We start from the raw sequence: 12,291 nt of genomic DNA on the forward strand, positions 1-12,291 counted from the left end.
TGATCAGGTCAGGACACCAGGCCTGATCAGGCGGGGGCCACCGGTCGCCCGATCGACAGCATCAGCCGGTTGGCCCAGTTGAAGAACGCGGCGCCGTGGATGACGTCGGCGATCGCGAGGTCGTCGAGCCCCACCGCACGCAGTCGCGTGATCTCCGCCTCGCCGAACGCGCCGGGGGTGTCGGTGAGCGCGACCGAGGCCGCGACGATCGCGTTCCACCGCTCGCCGAGCTCCGCGTCCACTCCCTCGTCGAGCAGCGCGTCGACCTCATCGACCCGCTTGCTGTAGTGCGCCGCGAAGCGCGAGTGCACCGAGGCGCAGAACACGCAACCGTTGCGCCGCGACGCCGCCGTCGCGGCGAGCTCGCGGTCGGCGCGCGGAAGCCCCTCGGCCACGTTGTAGAAGATGTCCTTGTCGACCAGCGTGCGCGCCTTCAGCACCTCGGGATCGCGGGCGAGCAGCCGGAAGTAGTCGTTCTTCGCGCGGGCGGCGTCGACCAGCCCGTCGTAGTGGCGCTCGGTCAGCTCCTCCTCGGCGAGCGGAGCCAGGTGCGGCGTCCACCCGACCTCGGCGCGGGTGAAGGCGTGCGGGTGCGGGGCGTCCTGGTGCAGGAGCGCGGTCTGCGCGTCGGTCATGCTGCCTCCTCCTCGGCATCGATTCCCGCAGCGATACCGGTCGCGGCGAGCACGCGCAGGCCTGTGACCACGCGCTGTTGGAAGGCCAGGAACGACACCAGCTGCGAGAGCGTGACGATCCCGTCAGCCGACCACCCGGCATCCAGCAGATGCCCGAGGTCGGCGCCTGAAGCTTCGCGGGGCCGCAGCACCAGCAGGTGCGTGTGCGCGAGCGCGGCGGCGAGACGCTCGCCGAGTGCCGCAGTGACCGCATCCGACGGCGCGTATCGCTCGCCCTCGGTGTTCTCGTCCTGCAGGCCGAGCTCGGTGTAGGAGCCGAACGGTCCGCTCGTCGCCGCAGCAGCCGCCTCGGAGAGCACGACGCCCGCCCGTACCGGGTCTGCCCGCCGTGCGCGATCGGCGTAGAACGCGGCTGTCTCGTCGGTGCTCCCGGCGAGGCTCGTCGCGAAGGCCGCGATCAGCTCGCGCTCCTGCTGCGAGACGTGCTCCACCGAGACCGGCTGGAAGAGGGCGTCGAAGCTCGCCTGCAGCTGCTCCCTCGTGACAGGGCGCCGACGGCGCAGGGCGTCCAGCTCTGGCGTCACCCCCGCGATCTGATCGACGATGTCGTGTGTCATGCCTTCTCCTTGAGTGTGGGGTTCACGGTGTAGCCGAGGGCCGGGGCGACCTGATCGGCGAAGAGCTCGATCGAGCGGAGCACCTGTTCGTGCGGCGCATCCACCGAGTGCACCTGGAAAGCCACCTCGGTCGCGCGCTCGAGCGTGGCATCAGCGGCGAGCGACTCGGCGACCTGCTCCGGCGTCCCCAGATGCGTGTCCAGTGCGGCGATCAGCTCCTCGATGCTGTCGTCGCCGGGGATCGTCTGCCCCTGACGCCGGAAGCCCTCGGCCGCTCGACGCAGTCCGATCTCGGCGTAGCGCAGCGCCTCAGCGCGATCGTCGGCGACGAAGACCGTGCGCGAAGCCGTGATCCGCGGAGCGATGCCGTCGGGCAGGGCATCGAGGTACGCGTCGATGATCGGGTCCTGCAGCGCCGAGAGCGGTGCATGCAGTGCCTCGGCCGCACGCGGCTGTGTCCGCGAGAGCAGCAGCCCATGGCCGTGCGCACCGGCGCGGTGGCCGCCGGGAATCGAGAACGTCGCCTGCCAGATGCGCTCGTCGAGCGTAGAGGCGTCCGGGTAGAGGGCGTTGCCCTCGCCGATGTCGCGGCCTCCCAGCGCATCGAGCAACACACCGAGCTTGCGGTCGTAGGTGACGGCTTTCTGACGCACGTCCTCCCCGAAGGGCGAGAACGACGAGGGGGTGCCGCCGCTGCCGAGACCGAGATCCAGGCGGCCGCCCGAGAGCAGATCGGCGACCGTCGCGTCCTCCGCGACCCGCACCGGGTCTTCGATCGACAGCGTGATCACTCCGGTGCCCAGACGGATGCGGGAGGTCTGCGCCGCGACGTTCGCGAGGAACACCAGCGGAGAGGGAAGACCACCCTCAGCGGCATGGAAGTGGTGCTGCGCGACCCAGGCACGGCCGACGCCGTGTCGCTCGGCGTGCTGGATCTGCGCGGTCGCCAGAGCGTAGCGCTCTGCGGGCGCGGCATCGTCGAGCAGTCGCGTGAAGAACGCGATGGACGGTGCACTCATCGGGAGACCTCCGTTCGTCCGGGAACCGCAGCGAGCAGCTCCCTGGTGTAGTCGTGCTGCGGGGCGCGGAAGAGCTCTTCGGTGACCCCTTCTTCGACGATCCGGCCGCGGCGCATGACCGAGACCGTGTGGCTGATCCTCCGCACGACCGCGAGGTCGTGCGAGATGAACAGGTAGGTGAGCCCGAGCTCGTCCTGCAGCGAGGTGAGCAGCTCGAGGATGCGGGCCTGCACCGTCACATCCAGCGCCGACACGGCCTCGTCGAGCACCACGATCTCGGGATCGATCGCAAGAGCGCGGGCGATCGCGACGCGCTGGCGCTGACCGCCTGAGAGCTCGCGCGGGGTGCGCTGAGCCACGTCCACCGGGAGCGAGACCCGGTCGATCAGGGCGAGAGCGCGCTGCTGCCGCTCCGCGCGCGAACCCACACCGAAGTTCTGCAGGGGCTCGGCGATGATGTCGACGATCTGCTGGCGCGGGTCGAGCGAGGCGAACGGGTTCTGATAGACGAGCTGGATGCGGCGGCGCAGTGCACGCAGCTGCTTTCCCGATGCGGTGGTCACATCGTCGCCGTCGACCTGGATCGATCCGGCGTCCGGCCGGTGGAACCGTGTCACGAGACGTGCCGTGGTCGTCTTACCCGACCCTGACTCCCCCACCAGCGCGTGCGTCGTGCCTCTGCGCACACGGAACGACACGTCGTCCACCGCACGGAAGCGCTCCCGACCGCCGACTGAGAACTCCTTGACCAGGCTGTCGGCCACGATCGCGTAGGGGTTCTCGGCGGCGACCGCTGCCGCGTCCCGGAGGAACGGGGGTGCTTCCGGACGACGGAATCCGGTCGTGAACGCCGGCGCGTCTGCGAGCAGCTGCCGCGTGTAGCCATCGCTCGGCGCAGCCAGCACATCCGCGCTCGAGCCCTGTTCGACGATGCGACCGTCTTTGAGCACGACCAGGCGCTGCGCACGGTCGGCGGCGACGCCCAGGTCGTGGGTGACCAGCAGGATGCTCGTGCCCTCCTCCTGGCGCAGTTCGTCGAGCAGGTCGAGCACGCGCCGCTGCACGGTCGCGTCGAGTGCACTGGTCGGCTCATCGGCGATCAGCAGCCGCGGCCGCAGGGCGATCGCGGTGGCGATCAGCACCCGTTGACGCATGCCGCCGGACAGCTCGTGCGGATACTGCCGCGCCCTCAGGTCGGGGTCGTCGATGCCGACACGGTCGAGCAGTTCGATCGCCCGCGCGCGCCGGGAGCGGCGGTCACGGTGCCCGTGCAGCCGGAGGATCTCCTCGACCTGAGCCCCGATCGGGCGCACGGGGTCGAGCGAGGTGGTCGGATCCTGCGGCACCAGACCGATCTCCGGGCCGCGGATGCTGCGCAGCGCGCGATCCGACCACCCCGCGATCTCCAGTTCGCCGAGGCGCACACTGCCGCCCTCGACGCGCCCGCCGGCCGGCAGCAGCCCGAGCAGGGCGTGCGCGGTGGTGGACTTGCCCGACCCCGACTCCCCCACGAGGGCGAGGGTCTCCCCCTCGCCGATCTCGAACGAGACGCCGTGCACGACATCGCGTCGCCCGGCGCGGGTGGCGTACGAGACCCGCAGGTCATCGACGGCGAGAACACTCATCGTGCGGCCCTTCCGATCCGGTGGCTGATGCGGTTCGCGCTCAGCACGACCGCCACGACGACGAGACCGGGCAGTGCGGTCAGCCACCACGCCGTCCCGATGTAGTTGCGGCCGTCGGCGATCAGGAGGCCCCATTCCGGGGTGGGGGGCGGTGCGCCGTAGCCGAGGAAGCCGAGCGTCGAGATCGCCAGGATCGCGGTGCCGAACTGCAGGGCGGCGAGCGCGACGATCGGGGTGAGCGAATTCGGGAGCACGTGGCGGCGCAGCACCGTGAAGAAGGTGGCACCACTGCCGTAGGCGGCCTCGACGTACTCGGTGCGGCGCACGCGCGCGACCTCGGCGCGCATGAGCCGGGCGAAGGCCGCGATGCTGCCCAGGCCGACCGCGATCGCCGCGTTCACGGTGCCGAAGCCGAGCAGGATGATCACCGACAGCGAGAGCAGCAGGCCGGGGATGGCCAACAGCACATCGACGATCCGCATCAGCACGTCGTCGACGACGCCGCCCAGCGCCCCCGCGATCGCCCCGAGCAACGTGCCGAGCGCGAGCCCGACGGTGACGGCGATGAGCGCTCCCGAGAGCGAGTGCACCGCGCCGTGCACGACCCGGCCGAACAGGTCGCGGCCCAACGTATCGGTGCCGAACCAGTGCGCTGCGCTGGGCGGGAGGAGCTTGTCTGCGGGCGTTCCGGTCAGCGGGTCGCCCGGGGCGAACACCCCGGGGATGAGCGCCCAGAGCACGGCGAGCGAGACCACAGCGACCGCGAGATACAGGCCCCAGGAGCGCCCACGCAGCCGGCGGACCCTCCGTGGGGCATCTGCCGCCGCGTCGACGGGCACGGGCGTATCCGCGTCCGTGGTCGGACGGGGAGTGAGAACGGGGACGGTCATGCCGACACCTCCTGGAGGGTCGTCGTCTTCGGAGTGGTGGCCGGGGTCGATGCGCGGGCGACACGGCGCTGCCGCGGATCGATGAGCGGTGTCACGAGGTCGACCGCGAAGCTGATCAGCACGAACCCGAGCGCCGAGAGCAGGACGACGCCCTGAAGCACAGGGATGTCCTGATTCGACACGGCCTGCTCGGTGAGGCGTCCGATGCCGGTGCGCCCGAACACCGTCTCGGTGACGACCGCGCCGCCCACGAGCTCACCGAACAGCACACCGGCGATCGTCAGCGTGGGCAGTGTCGCGTTGCGGGCGACCGACCTGGTGAGCACCCAGAGCGGCGGCGCTCCCTTCGCGCGGACGACCGTGATGAACGGTTGCGCCTGCACCTGGTCGACGGCGCGGACCAGTACCTGGGCGAGTGGCGCCGAGATCGGCACTGCGAGTGTCAGCACCGGCAGGATCAGCCCGCTCACCGGGTCGGCACCGACGATCGGCACCCAGCCGAGCCCGAACGAGAACACCTGGATCAGCAGAATGCCGAGCCAGAACACCGGCACGGCCACGAAGAGGCCCGGCACCTGCCGCAGTCCGTCGCGCAGCCAGGCGAAGGGGGCGAGAGAGGAGAGCCCGGCGATGAGGATCGCGATCAGGAGCGCGACGACCAGTCCGAGTGAGGCGAGCAGGAGTGTGGCGGGCAGCGCCTCGGACAGCATCGTCAGCACCGGTGTGCCGAACTGCGTCGAGTACCCGAAGTCGCCGGCCAGGAAGCCGAGTCCGGCGTGCACGTACTGCTCCCACCAGGGCAGATCGGCGCCATAGGTGGCGCGGATGCTGTCGAGCTGCTCCGGCGACAGCCCGAGGCTCGGATCCGCGAACTTGATCAGTATCGCGTCGCCCGGCAGCAACTGGAGCAGGAAGAAGGTGGCCGTGAAGGCCGCGATCAGAACGATCGCAGCCTGCCCGGCTCGTCGGAGGACGAAACTCATCAGTGATCCGTGTGCATCAGTGATCGGCGAGCCAGACGCCGGAGAAGGTCGGACGACCCACCGACTCGAAGGCGACGCCCTGCACGTAGGTGGCGGCGCCGTAGACCTGCGGCTCCTCGAACAGCGGGATCACGTACGCCTGCTCGGCGATGTAGTCCTGCACGGCCTGCGAGGCGGCGATGCGCTTGTCGGCATCGGGCTCGGAGGCCACGGCGAGGAGCAGCTCGTCGAGCTTCGCGTCCTGCGAGATCAGCACGTCACGGTTCTTCGTGAAGTACTGGCTCTTGATCACATCGAGATCTGCACGGCCGACCATCGAGTGGTAGAAACCGGTCTTCAGCGGATCGCGGGTGTCCTCTGCGGCGCTTCCGGCGTCGCCGGGCTTGACCTGCAGCTCGACGCCGACCTTCGCCAGCTGCTGGGCGACGAGTTCGAGCGTCTGCTTCGACAGCGGCTGCGGCTTCGCCTCGTAGACAGTGATCGACAGGCGCTCCCCGTCCTTCTCGCGGATGCCGTCGGATCCGGGAACCCATCCGGCCTCGTCGAGCAGCTCGGTCGCTTTGTCGGGGTCGTAGACGTAGTGCTCCGACTCGTCCTTGTATCCGACAGCCTGCGAGGACAGCACCGACGTCGCCGCCGGATAGTTCTCGGTGAACAGGGTGTCGACGACCTCCTGCGCGTTCACCGCCGCGATGATCGCCTGCCGCACGCGGATGTCGCCGAGCAGCGGGTTCTCCGGGCGGAGCGCGATCGAGTTGTTCACACCGCGGGTCTGCGGGGCGTAGAGGGTGAACCCGGCGCTCTCGACGCGGTCCTCGTCGAACGCCTGCACGTAGCGCACGTAGTCGGCCTGACCGGCGAGCAGCGATCCGATGCGCACCGAGTCCTCGGGGGTGATCAGCACATGCACCGCGTCGAGGTACGCACGCCCCTGGTTGGTCGCGCTCTCCGGCGCCCAGTCGTAGTCCTCGCGCGCGGTGAGCGTGTACTCGGTGCCCAGCTTCTCGTCGGTGACGGTGAAGGGTCCTGAACCGATGATCTCCTCGGCGTTGCCCGCGCCGAAGTCCTCGATCGTGCCGTCGAGCGTCTCGGGCGAGAGCAGGCCGGAGTTGATGGTCGACGTCGCCTGCAGGAAGCCGGGAGACGGTGCCGTGAAGTGGAACGTGACGGTGTCGTCGTCGACGACCTCGCTGCTGGCGTAGTTGTTGATCGCCTCGGAGACCGTGAGCCCTCGGTCGGCGTCGCCGAGGCCGTAGGTGTCGAAGTTCTTCTTCACGGCTTCCGCATCGAGCGGAGTGCCGTCGGAGAAGGTCACATCCGACTTCAGGTTGAAGGTGTACTCGGTCGCGTCATCGTTCACGGTCCAGTCCGTGGCGATCCACGGCTCGATCTCGAGCGACTCCGGGTTCTGCCAGGTGAGACGCGCGGCGATGTTGTTGACCACGCCGCCGTTCGGGTAGAAGCCGGCCTGCGGCGGGTAAAGGTTCGTGTACGCCTGGTGCTCGAGGTAGGTGAGCGTGCCACCCGTGATCGGGTCGCCGGCCTCGGCCGGAGCGTTCGCCGGTGCGGGAGAGGTGGCGCAGGCAGCGAGGCTCGCCGCCATCACGAGCGGGAGGGCGACGGCTGCGGCGCGGACGGTGCGGCGGTTCATGCGGGGGCCTCCTGGAGGGATGGGATGCAGGGATGGAAGTGCAAGGTGTGGATCACGCTAGGGGTGGAAGCACGGCGATGCGACCGGATCGTCACGGGCAGACGCCGCCCGTCACCGGACGACTCCTGGCGTCATGCGGCGTCATGCGCGCACGGCCTGGAGCGCAGGCTGCGCGGCGATGCCGAGTCGTTCGCGCAGGGTCTCGCCCTCGCGTCCGAGCAGTCCGCGGCGGCGCAGTTCCGGAGCGGCGAGACGAGTGAACGCCTCGAACTGCGCCGGCTGGAAAGCCGACAGCACGTTGAATCCGTCGGCCGCTCCTTCGTCGCGCCACTTCTCGAAATGATCGGCGATGGTCGTCGCCCCGCCGACCACGAAGGCGGCGGGCACCGCGTGCGCCGCGACCAGGTGGCGCCACGTGAGCGGATGACGTGTCGCCACACCCAGCCCTGCGATGCGCGTCAGCCGTTCGATCAGCGCGGCTCCTGCCGTGCCCAGCCGAGAGGCCTGCTCCGCGGTGACCTCATCGTCGAACGCGGCACCGCGCAGCGGATCATCAGGCGCGACGGCGAGCGCATCGGCGAGAGCCGCGACCGTGCGGTTGGCGGGGAAGGCAGTGCGATCGCGCTGATGCCCTTCGGCGAGCGGCAGCAGGGCGAGCAGGCGCTCCACGATGCGGTGCGCGTCGGCATCGGTGTCGGCGACCACGGGCAGCACGGGTGCGATGACCTTCAGCGATTCCGGTGCACGACCGGCATCCGCGGCGATCGCCCGCAGGGCCCTGCGCACCTCGATCGCGTCGGCGAGGTTCGGGGCCGCGATCAGCGCGAGATCCGCCTCGGTCGCCGCCAGCGACCGCGACCGCGGCGAGGTTCCGGCGTGCACGATGGGAATCTGCCCCTGCGGGGGCCTCGCGACGTTGAGCGGACCGGTGACGCCGAGGTGGGTGCCCTGCAGACCGGCGGGGCGCAGTCCGTCCGGATCGATCAGCACGCCGCGCGCGGCATCCGCGATCCAGGCGTCTTCGCTCCACGAGTCCCACAGGCGGCGCAGCGCCGTGACGAACTCCTCTGCACGGTCATAGCGGTTCTCGTTGTCGGCGTGCGCGTCGCGGCCGTGGTTGCCCGCGGCGCGCGGCTCCGCGCCGGTCACGAGATTCACACCCGCTCGCCCGCCCGTGAGCACGTCGAGGGACGCCAGTGAGCGGGCCGTCGTATAGGGGTCGGCGTAGGTGGTGTTGACCGTCGCGATGAGTCCGATGCGGGAGGTGAGCCCGGCGAGAAAGAGCACGGCACTCACCGGGTCGATGCGGGCCAGCAGATAGGGGTCGCGGAACTCGAGATCGGGTCCCGTCGCGAGCCAGTCGCCGAAGAACAGGTAGTCCAGGCCGGCCTCTTCGCCCGCCTGTGCGACGCGACGCAGGATGTCGGCGTCACCGGCGGGATCGCGGTGCGCCCCGTCCTGTCGCCAGCCGGAGGGATAGGCGCCGAGTGTGCGCACCATGGCGCCGACGATGAGGGGTTCGGTCATGACCGACACGCTAGAAGCACGCCGACGCGCGGGGCGAGGACGCCGAAGTCGCAGGTCACAGAGCGCAACAGTCCGACACACAGGGCGCACCCTCTACGCTGAAGACATGACTGGTCTTCGTTGGGGCATCCTCGCGACCGGCGGTATCGCCGGCGCCTTCGCATCCGATCTGCGCACTGCAGGACTCGACCTGGTGGCGGTCGGTTCGCGATCCCAGGAGTCGGCGGACGCCTTCGCATCACGATTCGACATCCCGCATGCGCATGCGTCCTACGAGGCGCTCGTGGCCGATCCCGATGTCGACATCATCTACGTCTCGACGCCGCATCCGATGCACCACGCGAACGCCCGCCTCGCGCTCGAACACGGCAAGCACGTGCTCGTCGAGAAGGCGTTCACCCTCAACCATGCCGAGGCGGAGGACCTGCAGCGCCTGGCCGCCGAACGCGGCCTGCTGGTGACCGAGGCGATGTGGACCCGCTACCTGCCGCACATGGTCCGCGTCCGCGAGATCATCGCCGCCGGCACGCTCGGCGAGATCCGCGCGGTCAGCGCCGACCACACGCAGCTGCTCCCCTCCGACCCGACTCACCGGCTCAACGCGCTCGAGCTCGGCGGCGGCGCACTGCTCGACCTGGCGATCTACCCGCTGTCGTTCATCTGGGACATCCTGGGCGCGCCCACCACCGTCCACAGCGTCGCTCGGCTGATCGAGACCGGCGCGGACGCCGAGGTCGCGACGGTCATGACCCACGAGGGCGGGGCGGTCTCCACGAGCCTGTCATCGTCGCGCGCGGCCGGTCCCAACACGGCCGTCATCCTCGGCACTGAGGCGCGCATCGAGATCGAACGGTACTGGTGGTCCCCCTCCGTCGCGCGGGTGATCGATCCGCAGGGCGAGGTGATCGAGGAGTTCAACGGCCGCCCCGCCTCCGACGCAGACGGACGCGGCATGCAGTACGAGGCACTCGCCGCGGAGCGGCTGGTGCGCGAGGGCCGTCTCGAGGGCGACATCCTCCCGATCGCCGAGAGCGTCGCGATCATGGGCACTCTCGACGAGATCCGCCGCCAGATCGGCGTGCGCTACCCCGGAGAGGACGCCGCCAATGGCTGAGCCCACCGACTCCCGCGTCGCGGTCTATCTGGACTTCGACAACATCGTCATCTCCTGGTACGACAGGGTGCACGGTCGCAACGCCTATGCCAAGGACCGTCAGCGCATCTCCGAGCAGCCGAACGACCCCGAGGTCGCCGAGCGTCTGAGCCAGGCGATGATCGAGGTCGGGGCGATCATCGACTACGCCGCCTCCTTCGGCACCCTGGTGCTCACCCGCGCCTACGCCGACTGGTCATCGCCCGTGAACGCCGTGTACCGGTCCCAGCTGGTGGCCCGCGCCGTCGACCTCGTGCAGCTGTTCCCCGCCGCCGCCTACGCGAAGAACGGCGCCGATATCCGGCTGGCCGTGGATGCCGTGGAAGACATGTTCCGCCTCCCCGACCTCACCCACGTGGTGATCGTCGCCGGCGACAGCGACTACGTGCCGCTCGCACAGCGCTGCAAGCGTCTCGGCCGCTACGTGATCGGCGTGGGCGTCGCAGGCTCCACCGCCAAGTCCCTCGCCGCCGCGTGCGACGAGTTCGAGGCGTACGACTCCCTCTCCGGTGTCGTGCGTCCGGTCAAGGCCCCCGCCGCCGCGGCGACGCCCGTCGTCGATGCGCCGGTCGAGACCCCGCCTGCGCCCGCCGAGGCCGCCGCCGACGCTCCGAAGACGAAAAGCCGTTCCCGCGCCAAAGCCAAGACCGCGCCCGCCGAGACCGCACCGCCGAAGCTCGATGAGCAGGGTGAGGCCACACAGCTCCTGGAGCGCGCCCTGCGGCTGGGCCATGACAAGGGCGATGCCGACGAGTGGCTGCACAGCTCCGCCGTGAAGACGCACATGCGCCGCATGGACCCGTCGTTCAGCGAGAAGGCGCTCGGCTACCGCTCGTTCTCGGACTTCCTGAAGTCCCGCGACGACATGGCCGAGCTCGAGGAGACAGGGCACGAGCGGCTGGTGCGCTTGCGCGACCACTGAGACGCCGGGCCGTCCGCCGTCACCGCGCTGAGCGCAGCCCCCGCCACGACAGCGCGACGACCAGGGCGGTGACGACTCCGACCGCACCGTAGGCGATGCGCGGGTCGGTCAGGTCGGCGAGCCCGCCGACCAGCAGGCCCGTCACGACCGTCGACCCCGGCAGCGCCATCGCCCAGATGCCCATGACACGACCGCGGATCGCCGTGGGCGTCGACAGCATCACGAAGGCGTTCGCGCGGGCGATGAACCACATCACGACCATGCCCACCGCCGCGAGACCTGTGAACAGCAGCGGCAGCGTCGGCGCGGCCGCCGAGAGCAGCACCGCGGCCGCCATCGCCACGGCCATCGCCCGCACCTCTCCGCTGCGGGGCATGGTCGGCCCTGTCGCCGAGAAGAACGCACCGGGCAGCGCGCCCAGGCCGAAGGCGACCGCGAGTGCACCGTAGGTGCCGCCATCGGCCTGAAACACGTCGGCGACGATGAGCGGCACCACGACGGCGATGTTGTAGCACGCAGAGGCGCAGACGGCGAGGAGCAGCGTCGCGCGGATGGCGGGCGTGTGCATCGCGAATCGCCAGGCGCCGATCGGCCGCTCGGCGGGCGCCGTCGCGTCGGCCACGGAGGGATGACCGAGAGGAGCGACCGGACGCAGCGCGAGCAGCACGAAGATCGACGGCACGAACATCAGCACGTTCACGACGAAGCACCAGCCCGCGTCGGAGACGACCAGCAGCATGCCGGCGATCGCGGGCCCGATGACCCTGGCACCGTTGATGATCACCTCGTTCATGCTGACGGCGCTCGTCATCCGCTCGCGGCCCACGATGTCCATCACCAGCAGCTGACGCGCCGGGTTGTCGGCGGCGAAGGCCACACCGTGCGCGAGCGAGAGGGCCATCAGCATCCACAGCTCCAGCGCCCCGCCGAACGTGAGCGCCGCGAGCAGACCGGCGATGAGCATCTGCGCCACGGCCGTCACCAGCAGCACCGCGCGCCGCGTGTGGCGGTCGACCAGGATCCCGATGAACGGCCCGAGCAGCAGCGTGGGCAGCATCATGCAGGCCGTCACCGCGCCGAGGGCGATGCCGTCGCCGCCCAGCTCGATCACGAGCCATGCGATCGCGATCTGCGAGGCCGCTGCCCCCGCTCCGGAGAGCAGCTGCGCGATGCTCCAGCGACGGTAGTCGCGGATGCGCAGCGCGACGAAGGAGCGGGTCAGCGCCTCGCGGGTGAATCGAGCCCGCAGGGGCTCCCAGAACACCTCTG

General features: G+C 70.2%; 11 protein-coding genes. 2 read left to right on the forward strand and 9 right to left on the reverse strand.

The annotated features are described in order from the left end of the window. Positions 1–26: 26 nt before the first annotated feature. The 8 genes from MRBLWO12_RS09435 to MRBLWO12_RS09470 form a co-directional block, all read right to left on the reverse strand. On the reverse strand, positions 27–635 hold the full coding sequence (locus MRBLWO12_RS09435; RefSeq protein WP_363554838.1) for an alkylhydroperoxidase domain protein: 609 nt from the start codon (positions 633–635) through the stop codon (positions 27–29). Continuing rightward, entirely contained in the window at positions 632–1,252 is a 621-nt protein-coding gene (locus MRBLWO12_RS09440; protein WP_363554840.1) for a CMD domain protein, read from the reverse strand. The genes MRBLWO12_RS09435 and MRBLWO12_RS09440 overlap by 4 nt, the downstream gene beginning before the upstream one ends. Next, positions 1,249–2,271 (reverse strand): putative FMN-dependent luciferase-like monooxygenase, encoded by a 1,023-nt coding sequence (locus tag MRBLWO12_RS09445; RefSeq protein WP_363554842.1) that lies wholly within the window; start codon positions 2,269–2,271, stop codon positions 1,249–1,251. The genes MRBLWO12_RS09440 and MRBLWO12_RS09445 overlap by 4 nt, the downstream gene beginning before the upstream one ends. Beyond that, positions 2,268–3,896 (reverse strand): ABC transporter ATP-binding protein, encoded by a 1,629-nt coding sequence (locus tag MRBLWO12_RS09450; RefSeq protein WP_363554844.1) that lies wholly within the window; start codon positions 3,894–3,896, stop codon positions 2,268–2,270. Before MRBLWO12_RS09450 ends, MRBLWO12_RS09445 begins: the two co-directional genes overlap by 4 nt. Next, positions 3,893–4,786 (reverse strand): ABC transporter permease, encoded by an 894-nt coding sequence (locus MRBLWO12_RS09455; protein WP_363554846.1) that lies wholly within the window; start codon positions 4,784–4,786, stop codon positions 3,893–3,895. Before MRBLWO12_RS09455 ends, MRBLWO12_RS09450 begins: the two co-directional genes overlap by 4 nt. Then, positions 4,783–5,769 (reverse strand): ABC transporter permease, encoded by a 987-nt coding sequence (locus tag MRBLWO12_RS09460; RefSeq protein WP_363554848.1) that lies wholly within the window; start codon positions 5,767–5,769, stop codon positions 4,783–4,785. Before MRBLWO12_RS09460 ends, MRBLWO12_RS09455 begins: the two co-directional genes overlap by 4 nt. A 16-nt stretch (positions 5,770–5,785) precedes the next feature. Further along, entirely contained in the window at positions 5,786–7,420 is a 1,635-nt protein-coding gene (locus MRBLWO12_RS09465) for a TIGR04028 family ABC transporter substrate-binding protein (protein WP_363554850.1), read from the reverse strand. 141 nt (positions 7,421–7,561) lie between these two features. Continuing rightward, on the reverse strand, positions 7,562–8,947 hold the full coding sequence (locus MRBLWO12_RS09470; protein ID WP_363554852.1) for an NtaA/DmoA family FMN-dependent monooxygenase: 1,386 nt from the start codon (positions 8,945–8,947) through the stop codon (positions 7,562–7,564). 106 nt (positions 8,948–9,053) lie between these two features. Here MRBLWO12_RS09470 and MRBLWO12_RS09475 point away from each other — a divergent pair, with 106 nt between their 5' ends. Next, complete coding sequence (locus MRBLWO12_RS09475; RefSeq protein ID WP_363554854.1) at positions 9,054–10,061, forward strand: Gfo/Idh/MocA family protein; 1,008 nt, start codon at positions 9,054–9,056, stop codon at positions 10,059–10,061. Beyond that, positions 10,054–11,022, forward strand: a complete 969-nt coding sequence (locus MRBLWO12_RS09480) for an NYN domain-containing protein (protein WP_363554856.1) — start codon at positions 10,054–10,056, stop codon at positions 11,020–11,022. The genes MRBLWO12_RS09475 and MRBLWO12_RS09480 overlap by 8 nt, the downstream gene beginning before the upstream one ends. Positions 11,023–11,041: 19 nt before the next feature. On the opposite strand, the gene MRBLWO12_RS09485 is transcribed toward MRBLWO12_RS09480, so the two are convergent. Next, positions 11,042–12,286: an MFS transporter gene (locus tag MRBLWO12_RS09485; RefSeq protein WP_363554858.1), complete on the reverse strand. Its 1,245-nt coding sequence runs from the start codon at positions 12,284–12,286 to the stop codon at positions 11,042–11,044. Positions 12,287–12,291 lie beyond the last annotated feature (5 nt).

The organism is Microbacterium sp. LWO12-1.2, from assembly GCF_040675875.1.
Taxonomy (GTDB): domain Bacteria; phylum Actinomycetota; class Actinomycetes; order Actinomycetales; family Microbacteriaceae; genus Microbacterium.